General features: G+C 33.9%; 19 protein-coding genes. 8 read left to right on the top strand and 11 right to left on the bottom strand.

The window, feature by feature from the left end:
• Nucleotides 1-4: 4 nt before the first annotated feature.
• Nucleotides 5-2,065 carry a M13 family metallopeptidase gene (locus GIY83_RS20080; RefSeq protein WP_208683106.1) on the bottom strand — a complete coding sequence of 687 codons (2,061 nt, stop codon included), beginning with the start codon at nucleotides 2,063-2,065 and terminating at the stop codon, nucleotides 5-7.
• 209 nt (nucleotides 2,066-2,274) lie between these two features.
• Nucleotides 2,275-4,335 carry a M13 family metallopeptidase gene (locus GIY83_RS20075; RefSeq protein WP_208683104.1) on the bottom strand — a complete coding sequence of 687 codons (2,061 nt, stop codon included), beginning with the start codon at nucleotides 4,333-4,335 and terminating at the stop codon, nucleotides 2,275-2,277.
• Between the two features lie 202 nt (nucleotides 4,336-4,537).
• Between GIY83_RS20075 and GIY83_RS20070 the strand changes: the two genes are divergently transcribed.
• The 5 genes from GIY83_RS20070 (at nucleotide 4,538) to GIY83_RS20050 (ending at nucleotide 8,848) form a co-directional block, all read left to right on the top strand.
• Nucleotides 4,538-5,461: a DMT family transporter gene (locus GIY83_RS20070; RefSeq protein WP_208683097.1), complete on the top strand. Its 924-nt coding sequence runs from the start codon at nucleotides 4,538-4,540 to the stop codon at nucleotides 5,459-5,461.
• A gap of 149 nt (nucleotides 5,462-5,610) precedes the next feature.
• On the top strand, nucleotides 5,611-6,276 hold the full coding sequence (locus tag GIY83_RS20065) for an SCO family protein (RefSeq protein WP_194619857.1): 666 nt from the start codon (nucleotides 5,611-5,613) through the stop codon (nucleotides 6,274-6,276).
• Between the two features lie 104 nt (nucleotides 6,277-6,380).
• Nucleotides 6,381-6,620, top strand: coding sequence for a FeoA family protein (locus tag GIY83_RS20060; protein ID WP_017495803.1), 240 nt, complete (start codon nucleotides 6,381-6,383; stop codon nucleotides 6,618-6,620).
• Nucleotides 6,620-8,719, top strand: a complete 2,100-nt coding sequence (feoB, locus tag GIY83_RS20055) for a ferrous iron transport protein B (RefSeq protein WP_208683095.1) — start codon at nucleotides 6,620-6,622, stop codon at nucleotides 8,717-8,719. The genes GIY83_RS20060 and feoB overlap by 1 nt, the downstream gene beginning before the upstream one ends.
• A gap of 6 nt (nucleotides 8,720-8,725) precedes the next feature.
• Entirely contained in the window at nucleotides 8,726-8,848 is a 123-nt protein-coding gene (locus GIY83_RS20050) for a FeoB-associated Cys-rich membrane protein (protein WP_078006651.1), read from the top strand.
• A 241-nt stretch (nucleotides 8,849-9,089) separates the two neighbouring features.
• Here the strand turns inward: GIY83_RS20050 and GIY83_RS20045 are convergent, their stop codons facing one another.
• From GIY83_RS20045 to GIY83_RS20035, 3 genes are all read right to left on the bottom strand, one after another.
• Nucleotides 9,090-9,743 carry an HD domain-containing protein gene (locus GIY83_RS20045; RefSeq protein WP_208683093.1) on the bottom strand — a complete coding sequence of 218 codons (654 nt, stop codon included), beginning with the start codon at nucleotides 9,741-9,743 and terminating at the stop codon, nucleotides 9,090-9,092.
• 233 nt (nucleotides 9,744-9,976) lie between these two features.
• The gene (locus GIY83_RS20040; RefSeq protein WP_194619851.1) at nucleotides 9,977-10,969 is read right to left on the bottom strand and encodes an acyl-ACP desaturase; all 993 of its coding nucleotides are present in this window, start codon (nucleotides 10,967-10,969) and stop codon (nucleotides 9,977-9,979) included.
• Nucleotides 10,970-11,022: 53 nt separating this feature from the next.
• Complete coding sequence (locus tag GIY83_RS20035) at nucleotides 11,023-11,763, bottom strand: 1-acyl-sn-glycerol-3-phosphate acyltransferase (protein ID WP_208683091.1); 741 nt, start codon at nucleotides 11,761-11,763, stop codon at nucleotides 11,023-11,025.
• Nucleotides 11,764-12,110: 347 nt separating this feature from the next.
• On the opposite strand from GIY83_RS20035, the gene rnpA reads away from it, so the two are divergent.
• The 3 genes from rnpA to GIY83_RS20020 all read left to right on the top strand — a co-directional run bounded on the left by rnpA (nucleotide 12,111) and on the right by GIY83_RS20020 (nucleotide 15,061).
• The gene (rnpA, locus tag GIY83_RS20030; protein ID WP_208683089.1) at nucleotides 12,111-12,515 is read left to right on the top strand and encodes a ribonuclease P protein component; all 405 of its coding nucleotides are present in this window, start codon (nucleotides 12,111-12,113) and stop codon (nucleotides 12,513-12,515) included.
• 81 nt (nucleotides 12,516-12,596) lie between these two features.
• Nucleotides 12,597-13,421 (top strand): DUF4349 domain-containing protein, encoded by an 825-nt coding sequence (locus GIY83_RS20025; RefSeq protein WP_208683087.1) that lies wholly within the window; start codon nucleotides 12,597-12,599, stop codon nucleotides 13,419-13,421.
• 2 nt (nucleotides 13,422-13,423) lie between these two features.
• The gene (locus GIY83_RS20020) at nucleotides 13,424-15,061 is read left to right on the top strand and encodes a S41 family peptidase (RefSeq protein WP_208683085.1); all 1,638 of its coding nucleotides are present in this window, start codon (nucleotides 13,424-13,426) and stop codon (nucleotides 15,059-15,061) included.
• A 116-nt stretch (nucleotides 15,062-15,177) separates the two neighbouring features.
• On the opposite strand, the gene GIY83_RS20015 is transcribed toward GIY83_RS20020, so the two are convergent.
• The 6 genes from GIY83_RS20015 to GIY83_RS19990 form a co-directional block, all read right to left on the bottom strand.
• On the bottom strand, nucleotides 15,178-16,836 hold the full coding sequence (locus tag GIY83_RS20015; RefSeq protein WP_208683083.1) for a S41 family peptidase: 1,659 nt from the start codon (nucleotides 16,834-16,836) through the stop codon (nucleotides 15,178-15,180).
• A gap of 187 nt (nucleotides 16,837-17,023) precedes the next feature.
• Complete coding sequence (locus GIY83_RS20010; protein WP_194619839.1) at nucleotides 17,024-17,470, bottom strand: GNAT family N-acetyltransferase; 447 nt, start codon at nucleotides 17,468-17,470, stop codon at nucleotides 17,024-17,026.
• Between the two features lie 65 nt (nucleotides 17,471-17,535).
• On the bottom strand, nucleotides 17,536-18,501 hold the full coding sequence (locus GIY83_RS20005; RefSeq protein ID WP_194619837.1) for a DUF4837 family protein: 966 nt from the start codon (nucleotides 18,499-18,501) through the stop codon (nucleotides 17,536-17,538).
• A 47-nt stretch (nucleotides 18,502-18,548) separates the two neighbouring features.
• Nucleotides 18,549-20,396: a LysM peptidoglycan-binding domain-containing protein gene (locus tag GIY83_RS20000; protein WP_208683081.1), complete on the bottom strand. Its 1,848-nt coding sequence runs from the start codon at nucleotides 20,394-20,396 to the stop codon at nucleotides 18,549-18,551.
• Between the two features lie 110 nt (nucleotides 20,397-20,506).
• Nucleotides 20,507-21,694 carry a phosphoglycerate kinase gene (gene pgk / locus GIY83_RS19995; RefSeq protein ID WP_208683079.1) on the bottom strand — a complete coding sequence of 396 codons (1,188 nt, stop codon included), beginning with the start codon at nucleotides 21,692-21,694 and terminating at the stop codon, nucleotides 20,507-20,509.
• 147 nt (nucleotides 21,695-21,841) lie between these two features.
• Nucleotides 21,842-22,816 carry a type IX secretion system membrane protein PorP/SprF gene (locus GIY83_RS19990; RefSeq protein WP_194619832.1) on the bottom strand — a complete coding sequence of 325 codons (975 nt, stop codon included), beginning with the start codon at nucleotides 22,814-22,816 and terminating at the stop codon, nucleotides 21,842-21,844.
• Between the last annotated feature and the right edge of the window lie 22 nt (nucleotides 22,817-22,838).

Genomic DNA, 22,838 nt, shown 5'->3' with positions numbered 1-22,838 from the left:
GATATTACCAGATTTTAACTCTCTTCTCAGGTTCAACATACATTGCATCTCCTTTTTTGATTCCAAAAGCTTGGTAAAAAGCATCTACGTTTTGTATTGGCACAACCGCTCTGTACATTCCTGGTGAATGCGGATCAGTTTTAACCTGGCTTTTAATAGCCTCATCTCTTGATTTAGTTCTCCAAACTGTCGCCCATGAAATAAAGAAACGTTGTTCCGGCGTAAATCCATCGATTAATCCTGGATTTCCATTTGCTTTTAAATACAATTGCAAACCGTCGTAAGCAGCGTTAATTCCACCTAAATCACCAATGTTTTCACCTAAAGTAAATTTACCATCTACGTGAATTCCCGGCAAAGGCTCTAAAGCGCTATACTGATCTGCCAATTTTGTACCTAATGCAGTAAATTGTTTCAAATCATCAGCTGTCCACCAGTCAACAAGGTTTCCGTCTGCGTTGTAACGTGCACCAGAATCATCAAATCCGTGAGAAATCTCGTGTCCGATTACAGCACCAATTCCGCCATAATTAACTGCTTCATCAGCCTGGTAATTGTAGAAAGGAGGTTGTAAAATCGCAGCAGGGAAAACAATCTCGTTGTAAGATGGGTTGAAATAAGCATTTACAGTTTGCGGAGACATTCCCCATTCTGTTTTATCAACTGGTTTACCCAATTTTGCTAAGTTTTCTGCGTAAGCCCATTTTGATATATTTCTTGAATTATCAAAATAAGTTCCGCCTTCGTTAACATTTTTAAGTTCTAATTTAGAGTAATCTTTCCATTTATCAGGATATCCAATTTTAATGGTCAGTTTTTTCAACTTTTCGATTGCTTTTGTCTTAGTCTCTGCAGACATCCAAGGCAATGCATTGATTCTGTTTTCGTATGCCAACATTACATTAGCAATCATGTTCTTTGCTTTGTCTTTTGCTTCAGCAGGGAATAATTTCTCTACATACAGTTTTCCTAAAGCTTCTCCGGTTGCACCGTTGATTACTTGTAAAGCTACTTCTTCACGCGGACGTTGTTTTAACGCTCCTGTTAATGTTTTTCCGTAGAAATCGAAATTAGCATTTTCAATATCAGTCGTTAAAGTTGAAGCTGTTCTGTTTAATAAAGTCCATTTAAGGTATTCTTTCCAGGCATCTACTTTTTTCTCTGTTAATGTTTTTTCTAAAGCAATCATATAACGTGGCTGAGCTACATTTACTGTATCCAGTTTTGTCATACCAATTCCTGTGAAATATTTATCCCATTGAATTGACGGTGTATTCTTTTTTAAATCAGCAACAGCAGTTGGATTGTATTGTTTTCTGCGATCTCTACGCTCAACACGGTCTAATCTCGGAGCAGACAATTCAACTTCTAAAGCCAGGATTTGTTTTGCACTTTCTTTTGCTTTTGCAGGAGATTCTCCCAAATACTGCAACATTCTGGCAACGTGTACTTCGTATTTCTCACGTTTTTCTTTCGAATCCTTATCATCTGCGTTATAGTAATCTTTATCAGATAATCCTAAACCTCCCGGGCTTAAGTTCACTGAGTTTTTGTTACTGTTTTTTGCATCAGCTCCAACATACACTGCAAAGAATCCAATTCCGCCCTGAGGCTGCATTTCTATAAAGAAATTTTGCAAATCAGTTACGTTTTTAATGGCATCGATTTTCTTTAAGTAAGGCTGAAGTGGTTTGATACCGTTTTTATTACGTCCTACAGTATCCATAATAGTATTAAATAAAGCAATTGCTTTACCCTGATCTGTATTCGATTTGTACTTAGGATCTTTTGAAGCTTCTTTTAAAATAGCAAGAGCGTCATTATCTGTCTTTTGACGCAGTTCATTAAAACTTCCCCATGAATTTCTGTCACTTGGAATTTCAGTTTTATCTAACCAGGCTCCATTTACGTAACGGAAAAAATCCTGACCAGGACTTACTTTCGTATTCATATTAGAAAGGTTGATACCCGGTTCTTTTGGTTTCGCATTTTGTGCCTCGATTGTCACACAACAAAGCATTGCTGAAAATGCACAAAACACAGATTTGTTAAGCTGTTTTATCATTTTTATTTATAGTATTAGTATATATACAAACATATTGTTATTATTTTGAATTCTATGTTAAATTTTATCAATAATTAATTTGAAGAATTCTAATGCAATTAAAAGAGATATTTTAACCCAAATGTCTTCTAAAATTATAAAAATCTATTCTTTAGAAAAGTATTTAAACAAAAAACGACGCTTTATCAGCGTCGTTTCTTATTTTATAATTACCAGATTTTAACTCGTTTAGCTGGATCAACATACATTTTGTCTCCTTTTTTGATACCGAAAGCATCATAAAAAGCATCAACATTTTGAAGTGGAACATAAGCTCTGTACATTCCAGGAGAATGCGGATCTGTTTTTACCTGATTTTTAATCGCTTCGTCTCTTGTTTTTGTTCTCCATACGGTTGCCCATGAAATAAAGAAACGTTGTTGTGGAGTGAATCCGTCAATTAATCCCGGATTTGGATGTGCTTTTAAATACAATTGCAAACCATCGTAAGCAGCATTGATACCACCTAAATCACCAATATTTTCACCTAAAGTAAAATTACCGTCTACGTGAATTCCAGGTAATGGCTCTAAAGCACTGTACTGATCTGCCAAAGCTTTACCAAGTGCCGTAAATTGTGTTAAATCTTCTGGTGTCCACCAGTCTACCAAATTTCCTTCGGCATTATAACGTGCTCCTGAATCATCAAAACCATGAGAGATTTCATGACCAATAACAGCTCCAATTCCGCCATAATTAACCGCTTCATCAGCCTGGTAATTGTAGAAAGGCGGTTGCAAAATTGCTGCAGGGAAAACAATCTCGTTATAAGATGGATTGTAATACGCATTTACAGTTTGTGGCGACATTCCCCACTCTGTTTTATCAACCGGTTTGTTTAGTTTTTCGATTCCTTTTTTGAAATTCCATTTGCTCAGGTTACGGGCATTATCAAAATAACTTCCGCCTTCGGCTACGCTTTTAATTTCAAGCGCTGAATAATCTTTCCATTTGTCCGGATAACCAACTTTTATAGTAATCTTGTTTAACTTTTCGATCGCTTTTACTTTAGTTGCCGCAGACATCCAGGTTAAATTGTTGATACGATTTTGGTACGCCAAAATAATATTATGAATCATATCTACAGCTTTGGCTTTTGCTTCTGCAGGAAAAACTTTTTCTACATATAATTTACCAAGTGCTTCACCAACAGTTGTGTTTACTACCTGTAATGCTTTTTCTTCGCGTGGTAATTGTTTTATAGCTCCTCTTAAAGTTTTACTGTAAAAATTAAAATTAGCCGTTTCGATATCTGTTGATAATTTTGTAGCAACGGTATTTAATAAATCCCATTTTAAGTATTCTTTCCACTGTGCAACTTTATTTTGAGTAAAAATAGTTTGCAAAGCTTTCATATACTTTGGCTCCATAACTACCACTGTATCTAACTTCGCCAGTCCAAGACCTGTAAAATAAGCATCCCACTTTATTGCCGGTGTTATTTTTTGAAGTTCAGCAATTGTCATCGGGTTGTATTGCAAACGGCTATCTCTGCTTTCTACGCGATCTAATCTTGGCTTAGACAATTCTGTTTCCAAAGCTAAAATTGTGGCTGCGCTTTGTTTTGCTTTTTCCGGAGATTCGCCAATAAACTGCATCATCTTCGCTACATGAAGCTCATATTTTGCTCTTTTTTCTTTAGAATCTTTATCTTCAGATGTATAGTAATCTTTGTCCGGTAAACCTAATTGACTTACGCCAAGGGTTACGGAGTTTTTAGAACTGTTTTTTTCATCGGCACCAATATAGATTCCGAAAAAAGCAGCTGTACCTTCCGGTTCAACCTCAACTAAATACTTTTGCAGATCAGCCACGTTTTTAATAGCGTCAATCTTTTTAAAGTAAGGGTGCAAAGGAGCAATTCCGGCTTTATTTCTTCCAACTGTATCTAAAATCGTTGAAAATAAATTAACCGCTTTTCCCTGATCTGTATTTGATTTGTACTTTGGATTTTTAGATGCTTCTTTCAGAATAGACATTGCATCTTTGTCTGTTTTCTTAATCAATTCATTAAAACTTCCCCATGTGGTACGATCACTTGGAATTTCAGTTTGATTAAGCCATGTCCCGTTTACATATTGAAAAAAGTCCTCACTTGGACTAATTTTAGTATTCATGTATGACACATTAATACCGGGTTCCTTTGGATTTGCATTTTGAGCTTTAACAGCTGTAAATGAAACCGCTACAAAAAAGGCGCAGAACAATGGTCTGCTAAGTTGTTTTTTCATTTATATTTAAGTTTTTGGTCTTTATACAAACGTATTCCTAATATCTGAAATGCTATGTTAAAATTATTGAAATAATCGCAAAAAATCAGGTTATTCTAACATTTTATAGATATCATCAAATATTTTCATGTATTTATTACCGGTTTCTAACTGAATATTAGAATAGTTTTTGGAATATTTGTTACAAATAATTCAAATAAAAGTGAGAGCCAAAATACAAAATGCTGTTTCCGGAAGAATCGATGCCATCGGATTACCGATATTGGCGTTATGTTGGGTAAGTTTTTTTTGGGGTACAACCTGGCTTGCCTCAAAAGAGGGTGTTAGATATATGCCAGCTTTGCAATTGGTAACCATTCGTCAGTTTTTAGGTGGAATCTTATATGTAGGTTATTTTTTAATAAAGAAAGAACCCTGGCCAAAAGGAAAAGAATGGCGAACAATATTCGTATTAGCAATTTTAAACTTTATGCTTAGTAATGGCCTAAGTACCTGGGGTGTTAAATATATGAGTAGCGGATTAGGTGCCATAATTACTGCGCTTTTCCCCATCTTTATCATTATTATTAATTTTTTTAACGGCTACAAAATTGCAAGAATGGCTTTGCTTGGAATTTTAATTAGTTTTGGAGGTATTTGTATTGTTTTCATCGATTATATTGCTGATATATTAAAACCAGAATTTCAATTCGGGATTGTTTTAATGACTATATCTACTATTACATGGGCTTTTGGAATTTTACAAACAAAGAAAAAAGCAGCAAGTTTTAACCCTTATTTTAGTTTAGGATTACAGATGCTGATCTCCAGTATATTTTTATTTGGAATTACTGAAGCTGCAGGAATTAATATTCCATTTGCTGAAATCCCAATGCCTTCATGGTGGGCAATTGCCTATTTAGTTATTATTGGTTCGGTTTTAACTTTTATCGCTTTTATCTATTCATTGAAAAACCTTCCAACAGAAATTAGCAGTATTTATGTTTATATCAACCCGATTGTGGCTATGGTTTTAGGGTCTTTTATTTTTGGAGAAATACTTACAAAGGCAGTTGCAATTGGTGCAGTTGTCACATTAACCGGAGTTTATTTGGTCAATAAATCTATTAGAAAGGTTAAGAAGTAGATCAAATACGATTTCTGCCACAAATTCACGAATTAAAATAAAAAGTATTTTGTGAATTCGTGGCGATTTACTTCCACTATCCTGTTAAAAACAACACATTATTCGCTTTTTAAAATGTGCTTTTTGTATTTTTGCGCCAAATTATTTTTATGAAATCGTTTCTTTATAAATACCGTAAATTTTTTATTGTTCTCATTGTATTTTCAGCTGTAACCATATCTTTATTTTATTCGGCTTTAAAGCCACAAAAAACATTGCCAATTTATAATCCGGCTGATGTAAATCCTGAATTGGTAGATAGTACGGTGCAGTACAAAAGTAAATACCATACCATAGCAGATTTTAAATTTGTAAATCAAAACGGAGATACGATTACCCAAAAGAATTACGAAGGCAAAATTTATGTCGCCGACTTTTTCTTTACGACTTGCGGATCTATTTGTCCAAAAATGACGACAAATCTTGAAGATGTTCAAAAAGCCATTTTAAACAACCCTAAAGTAATGTTGCTTTCGCATACCGTTTTTCCTGAAGTTGACAGTATTCCGGTTCTCAAAGAATATGCTGTCAAACATCATGTTGTTGACAGTAAATGGAATTTGGTTACCGGAGACAAAAAAGAAATCTACTCTATGGCCCGAAAATCCTATCTGGCGGTAAAGTTGGGTCGCCCTGATCAATTGTACGATATGGTACATACAGAGAATTTTGTTTTGGTCGATCAAAAACGACGTGTTCGTGGTTTTTATGACGGAACGAACAAAGAGGAAATTCAGCGCCTTTTAGAGGACATCAATTTCTTGTGTCAGGAGTAAAATCCCTTATTTTTAGAAACATTTAGCATTTACAAAAGTGTTAAATGCCTTGAAATAAAGAATAATTGCCTACTTTTGCAATCTAAATTCAATCTAAATAAGCTTTGCAAAATACTATCCACACTCTAAAAAAAGGCGAGAAAGCCATTATCAAAGATTTTGATATCGATCTTATTCCTCTAAAATTATTAGAAATGGGCTGCTTGCCAGGCAACTTAGTCGAATTGCTTCAAATTGCTCCTTTTGGAGATCCATTATATTTAGATATTAATGGTTCACACGTAGCCATCCGTGTTGAAACTGCTCGTGAAATTGAAGTTGAACTTATCAAAACCAATTTGTAATGAGCATTCAAAATATCAATGTTGCCCTTATTGGGAATCCTAACACAGGAAAAACTTCCGTTTTTAATCAGCTTACAGGACTAAATCAACAAGTGGGGAATTATCCCGGAATTACTGTTGAGAAAAAAATAGGGTTCTGTAAATTACCACACAACATCAAAGCCAATATTCTGGATTTACCTGGAACTTATAGCCTAAACGCAAGTTCTATGGATGAAAGTGTGGTTATTGAACTTTTATTAAACAAAAACGATAAATTATATCCGGATGTAGCAGTAGTGGTTACAGATGTTGAAAATCTAAAACGAAATTTACTGATTTACACGCAAATAAAAGACCTTGAAATTCCGACGATTTTAGTCATTAATATGTCGGATCGTATGGAAAGCAAAGGGATAACTTTAGATATTCCGTATCTTGAAGAAAAATTAAAAACCAAAATTGCTTTGGTAAGCTCACGCAAAGGCTTGGGAATTGAGGAATTAAAGGAACTAATTGTTTCTTATAAAACGATTCCGCATGAACCTTGTATGAATGCTTCGGTTATTGACGAAGAATATTTTGAAAAATTACAGCAAGCTTTTCCTAACCAGTTATTATATAAATTATGGTTGGTCATTACGCAGGACGTGAACTTTTTGAACTTAGAGCGAAACGAAATCAGAAGTACTTTTACTAAATCGCATTCTGAATTAAAGCGTTTACAGCAAAAAGAAACTATTAAACGTTACCAATTCATCAATGATGTTTTGAAAGAAGGTTTAAAAGTTGATGCCTCGATGGCAAAAGATTTTAGAGCTAAACTTGATCGTGTTTTAACCCACAAAGTTTGGGGTTATGTTATTTTCCTGGCCATTTTATTTTTGATTTTCCAATCTATTTTCAGTTGGTCAACCATCCCAATGGATTTTATCGACACCACTTTTGCTTCTTTAAGCAGCTGGGTAGCTCAGGAATTACCGAGCGGTATTCTAACTGATTTACTTTCGCAGGGAATTGTACCGGGAATTGGCGGTGTTATTATTTTTATTCCGCAAATTGCCTTTCTGTTCTTGTTTATTTCGATTCTGGAAGAAAGCGGTTATATGAGTCGTGTGGTCTTTTTGATGGATAAAATCATGCGTAAGTTTGGTCTTTCCGGGAAAAGTGTTGTGCCTTTGATTTCTGGAACTGCCTGTGCGATTCCCGCAATTATGGCGACCAGAAATATCGAAAACTGGAAAGAACGCCTTATTACGATATTAGTAACACCATTCACGACTTGTTCTGCGAGATTACCGGTTTATACTATTATCATTTCATTGGTAATTCCAGAAGAACGTTTGTTTGGATTTTTAAATGTACAAGGTTTGGCCTTGATGTTGTTATATTTATTAGGTTTTGGAACAGCCATTTTATCAGCTTATATCTTAAACAAAATATTAAAAATAAGTGCCAAAACGTATTTCGTTGTCGAAATGCCGAGTTATAAATTACCTCTTTTCAAGAATGTTGCCATTAATGTTGTCGAAAAAACAAAAGCTTTCGTTGTTGGAGCCGGTAAAATCATCTTAGCGATATCTGTTATTTTATGGTTTTTAGCGTCGTACGGTCCCGGAAAAGATTTTAACGAAGCTGAATCTATCGTAAAAGAAAGATTTGTGGATACTCCACTTGACGAAACTGAATTCGAAAATGAAGTGGCTTCTCAGAAATTAGAGAATTCGTATATCGGGATTATGGGTAAAGCTATTGAACCTGCTATTTCTCCTTTGGGTTACGACTGGAAAATAGGTATTGCGATTATCAGTTCGTTTGCGGCGCGTGAAGTTTTCGTAGGAACTCTTGCGACAATTTACAGTGTAGGAAGCAGTGATAACGAAGCCACTATAAAAAGTAAAATGCAGGAAGAAATAAATCCTGAAACGGGTCAGAAGATCTTCAATTTTGCTTCGGGAATTTCATTACTATTATTCTACGCTTTTGCGATGCAATGTGCCAGTACATTGGCAATTACCAAAAAAGAAACGAATTCATGGAAATGGCCTGCAATGCAGCTTTTCCTGATGAGTGGGCTTGCTTACTTTGTAGCGCTTTTTGCGTATCAACTTTTAAAATAAACGATCATGGTACAAGAAATTATTGCCTTTGTCATATTATTTATCGCCGTTGGTTTTTTGATCAAAAAGTTCTTTTGGAAATCTAAGAAGAAGAAAGATTGCGGTGAAGGGAATTGTGGGTGTTCTTAGAGGAAGGTTCTCAGTTGCTGAGATTCTAAGTGGATTAGTTTTTTGTACCACAGAGATTCACGGAGGTTTCACAGAGACTCACAAAGTTCTACAAAGATTTCTATTGATTCTCCATAATCCCCGCTGCGCGAGAAGCTCCCAAAGCTATCCCTAAAGGTAGAATTAGAATTAAAACATAAAAAAATGGCTTCAATTATGAAGCCTTTTTTTATTACTGAAAACTGAGACTGAGACTGAAAACTTACTTAATCCCCTCCCATTCTGCGTAGAACTGAGCCAGGAATAACTCCATAAAACGATGTCTTTCGGCAGCGATTTGTTTTCCGGTTTCGGTATTCATTTTATCTTTTAAGAGTAAAAGCTTTTCGTAAAAATGATTTATCGTGGGTGCATTATTCTTTTTATACTCTTCTTTGGTCATATTGGTTATTGGGGCAATTTCAGGATCATGAAGGGTTCTGTTTTTAAATCCGCCATAATTGAACGCTCTTGCCACTCCAATCGCGCCTATTGCGTCTAAACGATCCGCATCCTGAACGATATCCAATTCTATAGAGGAGAACTTCTTTTCAAAATTTCCGCCTTTATATGAGATGTTTTCGATGATATTCACTACATGCTGAATAATTTCTTCTGAAGCATTTTCTGATTCTAAAAACAAACGTGCGGTTTTTGGGCCAATCGTTTCATCTCCGTTATGAAATTTACTATCGGCAATATCGTGAAGTAAAGCTCCTAATTGAACAACCGTAAGATCACAATCAGTATCTTTTGCGATTAATAGCGCATTTTTATAGACGCGTTCGATATGAAACCAATCGTGTCCGCCTTCGGCATCATTTAGTTTTTCTTTTACAAAAGCAATTGTTTTGTTTATCAGTTCAGAATTCTTCATAGTTTGTTATGTGTTTATCTGCATAGTTAATGGCAGACAGATTTTGCGGATTAAACGGATTTACGCAGATTATTTTTTAATTGCGTCTTTCGAAAATCCTTATTGAATAAAAAATGTTGATTGTCAAAGTTTTTCAACCTCAACAATCAACAATATGTTTTAAATATCAATATCAAATATTAATTACAAAAATCAATTTTAATCTAAAATCAGAAATCTGCAATCTAAAATTTTTACAATCTCGCTGGTTCTACCCATTTAAAGATGTGTGATTCCTGCGGAATTACTAATCTTTCTGAGATTCTTGCCATACGAGCTGGTAATTTCATTAAATAATCACGTGCTTTTTCAGCTTCATCTGTTAAACCGGTCATTTTATCAATTTCCCACTTGTCCATTAATTTCTGCATGATATCTACATAATCGCTTGCGGTATACACCCCAATACGTTGTGCTGAATCAGAAAATTGTTCGAAAGCAGAACTGATTTTTTGGCCAGATTCTCTTAAGAAATGTGCCGGCATAACGATTTTTTGTTTCATCATGTACTGAAAAGCCAACATCATTTCGCTAGGATCTACTGCAAAAATACGGGTAACAAACTCGCTATACGCATGGTGATGACGCATTTCGTCACCAGCAATCATTTTACACATTTTAGACAACTTGTTATCACCAAATTTTTTAGCCATTTGAGCTACTCTATTGTGCGAAACATAAGTTGCTAATTCCTGGAAACTTGTGTATACAAAGTTTTTGTATGGGTCAGATCCAGTTCCAATATCAAAACCGTCGTTGATTAAATGCTGTGTTGTCATTTCGATTTCACGCATGTTTACACGACCAGACAAATACAAGTATTTATTAAGCAAATCACCGTGGCGGTTTTCCTCTCCGGTCCATTGTCTGATCCATTTCGACCAGCCATTTCCACCATTTTCTATCTGATTTATACCTTCTACATCCATTAACCATGATTCGTATGTTGGCAAAGCCTCCTCAGTGATGGTATCACCTACAAGCGTAACCCAGAAATCATATGGTAATTCTTTGGCAATTTCACGTAACTCTTTTACCTCCTCAAAGAAATTTTCTCCTTCAGAATTAGGTAAAAAGTCTGACGGCTGCCAAATTTTTTCTACCGGAATTAAATACTGTTCAACGAAGCTATCCACGTTTTTTTCCAAAAACTGCATTACTTCTAATCTAATGTTTTTTATAGACATTACTTATTTAAGATTGGGATTTCTGTTTCAGTTATATTGCTGAAATCAAAAATCTATTTATACTCGTTTACTCCTTCTACAACTGCCTTCTCTGTCATCTCCATTAAATCGGCAAAATTATAGTCTTTTACAGCCAAAGCTTTATGAACGGTAAAGGTAAGGCGATTTCCTAAACCTACAGGAAAAAAACCAAATCTTACCATTTTCCATGAATTATTGATACTCACCGGTACTACGTAGGCAGAAGGTGCGTATTTACATAGAATTTTCACACCATTTTGAGCAAATTCTTTAGGTTTTCCTGTTTTACTACGCGTTCCTTCAGGAAAAATAACAGCTGCTCTTTTGTATTTTTCAATATATTCAGACAAACCTTTAATTGCCGGAATAGCTTGTTTAGGGTCTTTACGGTCAATTAGCACTGATCCTCCATGTTTCAAATTATAAGACACACTTGGGATTCCGCTACCTAACTCTTTCTTGCTTACAAATTTACAATGAAAACGTCTAAAATACCAAATCATTGCAATGATATCATACATACTTTGGTGATTACAAACAAAAATAATTGGCACTCCTGTTGGGATTGTTTCTCTGTTTTCGATTTTATAAGTTGTTCCCACAAGATTGGTACATCTTAAAAGGAAAAAATTTAAATAATCGACACTTTTTTTATGAGCCTGATAGCCAAAAACATTTAGGCAAATCCATTGTATTGGATGAAATACAAGCAGGCACAAACTAAAAATTATGTAGTATATGACAGATATTGGATAGGAAATTATTTTTTGCATGCTTAAAAAATTAATGCCCAAAAGTAATAAATAAATTTTTAGCTATATAAAAATTATATAACTACCAATAAATATGCTAGTTACCAAAATAAATCGATTACAAATCGTACAAATTTACACGCTTTATAATGGCTTTTTATATTGAATCTTACAAATATACGCATGACATGGGCCTTATTGTTTATAGAAAATCATCTTTAAGTTATAAAAACCACATTTGTACCAGTAAATCTTTTATTATTTATAGCCTGGCACAAATTTGAATACAAAGTAATTGCCTAATATTCGTTTGCTTTTGCAATACAATTGTACCTTTGCCACATAATTGCAATTTTTTTCTGAATTAAATGAACTTCACTTACCCAAAAAAGGAACGCTTAAAGAGCAAAACGACAATAGGTTTACTGTTTTCTGAAGGAAAATCAGTTTCTAAATATCCGTTGCGTTTGGTTTACCGTCAAACGGAAGAAGGTTCAGACGAAAAAATTAAAATGGGGGTTTCGGTTTCTAAGAAATATTTTAAAAAAGCGGTTGATCGCAATTACTTCAAACGTGTTTTAAGGGAAACGTACCGATTGAATAAACATTTGCTTTTAGATAATATTCAGGAACCTTATTCTGTGATGTTTTTTTATCAGACTAAAGACAAATTATCTTACCAAGAAATCAATACCAAAACGATTCAGTTGTTCGAGAAATTCCTTCTGCAAGTAAACAAAACCAATGATTCTGAAGATAAAACTGATTTGTAATCCTTCGATGACAACTTTATTGATCAAATTAGACCAAGAATTATAAAAAAATTGTAGTTTTAGATTTAATTTGAAATAGATATGAAATATTTTTTCTTTTTATTCTTTGTCCTTTTGACCTTTTCAGGTTGCAGTAAACACGAGGAACCAGCTAATATGATGGTTAGTGCCGTTAAACTACCTCCAAAAAATGAATCTGCTGCCAGTTCAGATCTAAAAGATGACATGGCCGACCCTGCTTCTCCTCAAATTCCTCAAAAAATCATTAAAGAAGCTTCCCTTAGATTTGAAACTAATGATCTACAAGATACTTTCAATCAAATTCAAACTGCAATTGCAGCGAATAAGGCTAGCATACAAAATGATTCTGAAGGAAAAGATTACAACAATGTTTATAGAAATTTAACTGTTCGTGTTCCTAGTCAAAATTTTGATGCTTTTATAAATGCTATTTCAAAAGGGGTTTCTTATTTTGAAAGAAAAGATATTACTTCGCAAAATGTAACCGAAGAATATATTGATTTAACGACAAGACTAAAAACGAAACGAAAACTTGAAGCACGTTACTTAGAGATATTACAAAAAGCAACCAAAATAAGTGAGATTTTAGAAATCGAAAAACAGATTTCAGCCATTCGTGAAGAAATTGAAGCTAAGGAAGGGCAATTGAAATATCTGGAAAATCGTGTTTCGGAAAGTACTGTAAGCATTGAATTTTACAAAACCATTGCTCAAAAAGAAGGAGTCAAAGCTTCGTACGGATCTAAAATCTGGGCGGCGATTCAATCCGGATTTTTTAGCCTTTCAGAATTTTTAATTTCCATTATTAGCCTTTGGCCATTTATTATACTATTTTGTGTAATTGCCTATTTTATTAGAAGAAGATTTAAAAGAAAAAAATTATAATCATGTATCCTTATTTCAAAAAGAAATTCATCATACCCACTGTTGCGGCAGGATTTTTATTTATTGGAACCAGTTTCAAAGACGACTTTTTTGAAATTGCCAAACAAATCGAAATCTTTACGACATTGTTTAAAGCTGTTAACACCAATTATGTCGATGAAACCAATCCGGGTGATTTGATGGACAAAGCCATTAAAAGCATGTTGGGAAGTTTAGATCCTTACACGGTTTACTTTAACGAACAGGATGTTGTAAATTTCAAGATCAATAATACGGGAGAATATACCGGAATTGGCGCTTTGATCTCCAGAAAAAAAGACCGCTTAATTGTGCGTGAACCTTATAAAAATTATCCTGCTGATAAAGCCGGACTAAAAGCAGGTGACGAAATTATTCAGATTGGCGATGTTTTGATTGCTGACTTTAAAGATGATGCTTCGCAATTATTGAAAGGAACAAAAAATACCAAAATCCAGATTAAATACCTTCGTCAGGGAAAAACCTTTACAACGGAGCTGATTTTGGATGAAGTGGATATTAAATCGGTTCCTTTTTATGGGAAAATCGACGACAAAACGGGTTATATTGTTTTGGCTCACTTTAGCCGAAAGGCATCAAATGAAGTAAAAGAAGCTCTTGAAAAACTAAAAGCGGATGGCGCTACACAAATTGTTCTTGATTTAAGAGGAAACCCTGGTGGTTTGCTTAACGAAGCTATTGATATTTGTAATTTGTTTGTACCAAAAAATGAAGTTATTGTAACTACAAAATCAAGAATCGAGAAACACAACAATACTTATAAAACGACCAAAGAACCTGTAGATACTCAAATTCCGCTGGCTATTTTAGTAAACGGAAGAAGTGCTTCTGCCTCTGAAATTGTTTCGGGTGCTTTGCAGGATTTAGATCGCGCGGTGATTTTAGGAACCCGCAGTTTCGGGAAAGGTCTGGTACAACGTTCTGTTGATTTGACTTACGGAACTCAGCTAAAAGTAACTATTTCTCGCTACTACACTCCATCGGGCCGTTGTATTCAGGCTTTGGATTATGCACATAAGGATAAAAATGGTGTTGCTCAAAAAACAGATGCCAAAAACTTTAATGCTTTTAAGACCAGAAAAGGAAGAACAGTGTATGATGGTGGTGGTGTTTTGCCGGATATCGAATTAGACGAATCTAAAATGAGCCCTATTACGACTGCATTATTAAAGAATGACGGAATTTTTGATTACGCCACAACGTATTACTACAAGAATCCAAATTTAGGAGATAAAATTCCAACAGTTTCTGATGCCGACTATGCTAGTTTCAAGCAATACCTGAAAGCCAACAAAATCAGTTTCGATACTGAAACGGAAGTCGCTTTGAAGAATACTTTGGCTGCAGCCAAAAATGAAAAAATAGATGAAACCATAGCTCCGGAATATCAGCAATTATTGGCTGCTCTTGAAAAAAGCGAAACGACTTTGCTCGATAAAAATCAAAAAGAGATTAGAAACCTGATTCAGGAGGAATTAATAAAAAGATATCAGTATCAGGAAGGTTTGTATCAATATTACATCAAAAACAACTCTGAGATTAAGAAAGCCATAAGTGTTTTAAACAATCAAACTGAGTATAAAACGATTTTGAAAATGTAATTAGAAAATATTTCTAATATACAGAAAAGCCTTTATTGATTTCAATGTCAGTAAAGGCTTTTTTATTTCGAAATTAATATTGAATTCTGTTGTCTTTTGAAGTTTTATGTCGTTATTTATTTTGCCAGATATTCTTTTGCTTTTTCAAGCAACTCATCTCGACCTTCCTGAATTCCTTTAATTGTAGGACGAACAAGAATATCAACTTTAACTCCTACTCTTTGTGTTGGCGTTCCATCCGGATAGAAAACTCCCAGACCACTAATTGCTGATTTAAAAGTTAAAAATTCAATTCTAGATATATCACCATCAGCTCCAGCAGTCTGACTTCCAATAGTTACCACATTATCTCCTGTTTGCAAAAACATTGTACAATATTCAGCCATACTTTGAGTTTCTTCGTTTACCAAAACAACTACTTTTCCGGCATAATACTCATTTTTAATAGGATCAAGAACTTTTGTTTTTTTCCAATTAAATTTGCCGGGAAAAGTCAAATCTGGTTCTATAAGCCGCGCATACTCCTTATCCTCTTTAATTAATCTTCTGGCGATTAAATACGGCATAAAATCAGGATAATTTCTAAAATCAATAATTAAGCCTTTGGTTTTATTTATCTTTTGCATTACTATATTCTGATCCTTCATTTCTAAATTATCCAAATTAATATATGCAATATTATTTTGATCAACATTAAATTTTTCCTTGTTATACAATCCTTTTGGTTGAAAATCAATTCCAGAATAACGTTTTATAGTTTTTACGAAAATAAGATTATCTCTTCTAATTTTAACTTTTACAGAATCTGTTGAACCATTAAATATAAAATAATCGTAATTTTTAGCTTTGGTATTGTTATTTGAACCATTTACATATTTTTTTCTTTCTGACATTATTTCTAAAGCACTTTTACCGTCAACTTCTTCAATAATATCACCCTTTTTGATATCATTTAATTTTGCCAAAGAATCATTATAAAATCCCGCAATAACAACTTTATCTTCAATTACATTAATGAATGCAGGAATATACTTTCGCCCAAAAAAATCAAAATTCTTATCTGAATAAAAGCTTGCATGAGTATCATCGAGTTTAACAACCGTTTCCTGCATTAGTAATTGATATTCTAATGCATCATTTGCGTTTTTAAATTTCGGAATCATTTCGATTAAAACAGAATCCCAATTTTGATCTGTTAAATATTTGTATGGAAAGAAATATTCAACGGTATTCCAATATCGAAACAAGCTCAATAACCTATGATTTTGATCAGGATAATCAAAATCAGTATAATTGATTTCATTTCTCACTTTAATATTTCCTACCGAACTTTTGGTAACATAGTAATTTTCTCCCCGGAACCTGTTTTCTTCAATGTATTTCAATTTATGAGAAAGTTCATTTGTAAAAATAATTGAATTATTTATCCAGGAGAGATCAAAGTTTTTATCGAAAGATTTCTCTTTTGAAGTTTCTTTGCAGGATTTACATTCTTTTACAACGCCTAAAGCAGCAATCCATTCTAAATATATTCTGGATAAATCGTCTTTGTTTTGAGCTTGTTCGACTTTTGGAATCATTTGAATTAATTGTTCATCCCAATTAAAATTTCCTTTTGCAACATTGGGGTGATAATATTTTAAAAATCCCCAAACTTTCGCCAGACTTGCCAGATTTTCACTTTTTTTATCATCTACTTTAGTAACCGAATGATTCTGACCAAAAGTCACAAAACCACAAATACAAAACACTAAAACCCATTTTAATCTACCCATTTATTAGACTTTTTCTTAAAATTTCAAAAAAACTAAAATAAAGAAACTGTCTTTTAGAAAATGTTATTGTAATCATAAATGTGCAAAAAATAAGAAAGCCTTCATTTGTTTACAAAACAAATGAAGGCTTAATTGAAATTTAAAAGGTTTTAGAAACTTAAAAACCTGATTTTATCTTTTTTAGAAATTAACCGCGAACCATCTCGATGTGCGGAATATCATCTTCAAGATACATTTCGCTGCTTTGCACAAATCCGTGGCTTTCATAGAATTTCTTTAAATACAGTTGTGCACCTATGGTAATTTTATCTTTATCGAAATTCGATTTTATGGCAGCAATAGCTTCACGCATCAGGTCATGTCCCCATTTTCTGTCGCGATAATTGGCATCGACTACGACTCTGCCAATCGAGGCATTGTCGAAACTAATTCCGGCATCGAATAAACGTACATAAGCGACCGTTTTACCATCGTATTCGCCAATTAGGTGTAATGCTTTCTTATCTTTTCCGTCAAGGTCTAAATAGACGCAATTTTGCTCCAATACAAAGATCTCACTTCTTAGTTTGAGTAAATCATATAACTCATGAACCGTTAATGCTTCAAACGGCTTTATTTTCCATTTTAATTCCATTCTGTATTTATTCCTTGTTCCTATTGATTATTTTATTTCAAAAAGTGATCTAACCATTTAGACTTTTATCGTTTATCAATTTTTACTGATTTTATAATGGCTTCTAAATCGAACATTAAATCTCTTTCCTGATTAGATGGCGAATAACAAAATCCTTCGATGACCAAAATTCGATTGTACATTTTGTCTACAATGGCGTAATTAATAAATGGTCCGGCCATGAAGTCATTTTTTAGCTCCCAGTTTCCTTTGGTTTCATAGGCTTGTTTGCCGTCTAACATTATAGTCGAAAAATAAGGCGCGTAAGCTTCACCTGTTATCATTCGGGTATTGGGTTCGCGGCCTTTGATATAAAAACCAACCGAATCGCGCATTTTGATAATATTATCTACAAGATCTGAGCTTTTCTTAAAACTACGTATGGGAATCTGGTAAATAAGTAAACTTGTATTACCGCTTATAATGTCTTTTTTAAGCCAGATAAAATTCTTTTTGTGCAGCATGTATTCATAACCGGTCGGGATTTGCAAATCGATATGGAATTTGTTTTTTATAACAGTCGGGTTCAATAACGATTTGCTATTATCTTCCTGGATTTTCTGAATTTCGGCATCGCGAATGATTTTAATAATTTGTGCCGAATTGAGTTCGATACTGCAAATAATATCATCGACTGATTTTCCGTAAATACGAAAGGTGTTATGGGGTAAGGATTTACTGTGGGTAATTTCGAATTTTTCTGTAGTTGCTTTTTTAACTACAATAATGCTTCGGCTATCGGTAACAAAACCTTCAAGCAAACGTGCGGGATATTGATTTATGGTAAATAGAGGTTCCTCCTGGGTCAGGCCTAAAACGGGTGATGCAAATTTATTTCGAATACTATCTCCTACTTCTCCATACCACAACTGATCGTCTATAATAATAGAAATCGAGTTGGTTTTACCTGATACGGGCTGGGGTTTCTCGTTTTTTAAACAAGAAATCAAGAGAAACGGAATTAACAGCAATAAAAAATGGGTTTTATTCATTTTCTTAATTTATGAAATAAAACCCAAATTTATGTAAGATTTTTTAACTATCCGTTTATTTTAAGTTTCATTCCTGGTTTAATGTCTCCGTCTTTAATATTATTCCATTTTTTAATATCCGAAATGGTAACACCTGGATATTTTTTAGAAATACTATATAACGAATCTCCTTTTTTAACGTAATAGTCTTCTCCAAGATCTTTAGTTGAAGTTGCTTTTTTCTTGAATGAATCAATCGAAGAATTTGAAGCTACTGCAGTATTTACAGCATGTTCATCAATAATATCCGGTACATTTTTAGAAACCGTTAAAGATTTTCCTAAACCAATATTATTTGAAGTTAAACTATTAAGCTCTTTTAATTCAGCAATATTCATACCGAATTTTTTTGCAATGCTTCCTAAGTTATCACCATTTGCTACTACATATACATCGTATACTTTGGAAGCTTTATCTTTATCATCGACAACTGCAACGGCTTCTTCAGCTTTTTTCTCTATTGCAAGAGTTGCTTTTACTTCTTTTGGATTTTTAACAGCGGCATCGATATCTGATTTAATCTTTAAATTTCTGCCCAGTGCAACCGAGTTTGTTTTAAGATTATTCCATTTTTTTAAGTCAATCACATTTACATTGTACCTGGCAGCAATAGCACCTAAATTATCTCCTTTTCGAACTTTATACCATTTAAGATCGGTATCCACTGGCTCAATTGTTCTCTCCAGTTTTGCTTTTGCTTTAGGCGTAACTTTCAAAGCCAACTGTGTAGGCATTGTTTTATTTCGTGATTGATACGCTACGTAGTCATAAATCTTGTCTTCGTTTGAAACAAATGTGGCGATTTTATCTTTTGGCAAACGCAGGTAATGCGGTTCGCCTTGATAAAAAGGAACTACGTTTAATTTATACGAAGGATTTAAAAGCTGAATCTGAGATTGCGGCATGTCTAACAAATCTGCAATTTGCTTGAATGACATTTGATTTTTGATCTGTACTGTATCTGTTTCAAAGTTTTTAACTACAGCTCTTTGCGGATTTATTCCGTGTTCTTTATGGTATTCAAAAAGATACATTGTAGCTAAAAAAGCGGGAACATAACCTTGAGTTTCTTTTGGAAGATGGTTACGAATGTCCCAGTATTTTGTTTTTCCGCCAGAGCGACGAATTGCTTTGGTAACATTTCCAGGTCCTGAATTGTATGATGCCAAAACTAACTCCCAATCGCCAAAAATATTGAACATCTTGCTCATGTATTCTGATGCAGCGGCTGTAGCTTTAAGAGGATCACTGCGCTCATCGATATAGGAATCGATTTTCAGGGCATATTGTTTACCGGTTCCGTACATGAATTGCCAAAGTCCGGTGGCGCCCATTTTAGAAACTGCTTTAGGATTTAAAGCAGATTCTACAACGGCTAAATATTTAATTTCTAAAGGCACGTTTTGTCTGGCAAAAGCGTCTTCGAAAATGGGGAAATAATATTCTGATAAAGACATTAATCTTGAAAACGATTTTTTACGATTTTTAAGAAATGACTTTATTATGTTTTCTAAACCCTGATTGTATTCAATGTCAAAAGGTGATTTCTCATTCATTGCCTGAAGACGCTGTTTAAGCAATTCTGTTGGCAGTTCTTCATCTACAGTAACATCTGTATTGATGGTTTGAATGTCTTTTGTAAGATCATCGTAAATATCTAAACTTACTAATTCGTTCATCCAGAGACTGTCAACGCGGGTTGCCATTACATCTCTTTTGAAAGTATTTTTAACAGAATCTAAATACGATATCTTTACAATTGGCTTAATTTCAACATCTGTCTTTGTAATATCCTGCGCAAAGATCGACATAGAAAAAAACACCGAAACTACTATTGATATTTTTTTTACAATCATATAACATTTTTTTAAAATTCTATAATTCAAACAATTACAGAAACCTTACTTTTGCAAACTTAACCAGTTTATGCATGTAAACTATCTAAAAAAATGTTAATTGTGATTTTTTAGTCTAAAATCGCAGCGATTCCAGGCAAAACTTTTCCTTCTAACATTTCAAGCATAGCCCCACCACCAGTGGATACATAACTCATTTTATCTTCGAATCCGAATTGTTTTACAGCAGCAACTGAATCTCCACCACCTACTAATGAAAACGCTCCATTTTCTGTAGCTTCGGCGATATAATCACCTAAAGCAATTGTTCCTTTTGCGAATGATTCCATTTCGAAAACTCCTAATGGACCATTCCATAAAATAGTTTTTGACTCTAAAATTACTTTTTTGAAGTTCTCTAAAGATTTAGGACCTGCATCAAGACCTTGCCATCCGTCAGGAATTTCTCTTACATCTACCACTTTAGTATTTGCTGTGTTTGAGAAATCATCTGCAGCAATTACATCAACCGGAATATGAATCTGAACTCCTTTTTCTTTCGCCAATCTTAAAATTTCAAGTGCTAATTCTTGTTTGTCATCCTCGCAAATAGAATCTCCAATTTTACCACCTTGTGCTTTAATGAATGTAAAAGTCATTCCGCCTCCAATGATCATGTGATCTACTTTGTCTAAGATATTTTCGATAACGGTAATTTTAGATGATACCTTAGATCCTCCAAGAACTGCTGTTACCGGTTTTTCGCTATTTTTAAGTACTTTGTTTAAGCTTTCTATTTCTTTTGCCAACAATGTTCCGAAACATTTTTCTGTTGGAAAGAATTGTGCAATAATAGTTGTTGAAGCATGCGCTCTGTGAGCAGTACCAAAAGCATCGTTTACATAGATGTCTCCAAGTGATGCTAATTCTTTTGCAAAAGCAACTTCTCCTGCTTCTTCTTCAGCATGAAAACGTAAATTTTCAAGCAATAAAACTTCTCCTGGTTTTAAATCTTGGGCTGCAGCCTGAGCAACTTCTCCAACACAGTTTTCGGCAAACTTAACCTTAACTCCTAAAATTTCTGAAGCTGTTTTTAAAATATGTTTTAAAGAATATTTTTCTTCTACTCCTTTTGGTCTTCCTAAATGCGACATCAAAATTACACTTCCGCCTTGTGCTAAAATAGCATCAATTGTTGGCTTTGCAGCTTCGATACGTGTAGCATCAGTTACATTAAAATTTTCATCCAATGGTACATTAAAGTCAACACGGATAATTGCTTTTTTATTCTTAAAATCGAAATCGTTTAAAGTTTTCATTATATAGTTTTTTAGTTTTTTTTGAAAGAAAAACAAATATAGAACTTTTAAAGTATCATAAATATAAAAATAACCTATCTATAACAGCGAAAACGTTATAAGTTAAGAAAAAAAACAAATTTGCCTCTAAAATGATAAAAATACTCCTTAATCGTGAACCGGACTTTGCGTACAAGGACAGTTACTGATGGATTGTAAGAAATCGAAACCAATAGTTACCGAGTGCGTTCCTGTGTTATAGTTTCCTAAATCGTTGAACATTACCTGATACGAATACCCAAAGTAAAATTTAGATTTCATGAAACCTACCATTGGCCCAACTGATAATGGTTTTGGGAACTGGTCGTTTAAGAAGCGATATGAAACTCCTACCCAATAGTAATCTTCGTAACGGTTGTAACGTCTGTACTTGAAGTTAAAATCGGTTGTAGAACGTTTATCACTTGCAAAATACTGGTAGTAAACAGATGGTTCATATTCGATTCGGCTGTTTTCTCCATCTCTAAAAACATATCCGGTATATACCTGATAGTTTGAAAGTAAATTAGGTTCTACTCCTCTGTATTTATCGGTGTTTTTCTTTAAAACGTTATTGGCATTAAAACTTATATAGAAGCTTTTATTACGATACAAAGCACTAATATCAAAGTTGTTATTGGCATTATAACGATTGTCTGTTACAGATGGATCTATAACCGGATGCTCGATTGTAGTATTGAACTCGTCTGTATCGATACGAAATGTATTGAAGTTGTATGAAAGTCCAAAAGAAAGATATTGCTTTGAATAATAATCTAAAATGATATGGTGCGCAAAGGAAACTTTAGCTCCCGTTTGACGCGTATAACCGTTTCTGTCATTATAAAGCGAAATACCCACTCCGGAACGATCGAGAATTCTAAAATCAGCATAAAGTGACTGGTTTTGCGGTGCATCTTTAATACCCACCCATTGTGTAAGACCGTTGGCTCTAATTCTAAGATTATCCCCGATACCGGCAAAGGCAGGTGAAATAACAAAAGGATTGTCTGCTAAATATTGTGTAAATACTGGTAGGTTTAACTCTTGGCTGTAACTTGTTGTTACAGCCATGAGTACTAAAGATAAAATAAACTTTTTCATTGTAATTAATTTTTTAGACAAC

Origin of the sequence: Flavobacterium sp. SLB02 (assembly GCF_009664855.1) — a bacterium.
Classification (GTDB): domain Bacteria; phylum Bacteroidota; class Bacteroidia; order Flavobacteriales; family Flavobacteriaceae; genus Flavobacterium.
The sequence above is the reverse complement of the archived record's forward strand: the minus strand, read 5'-3'. Positions and strand labels throughout refer to the sequence as shown.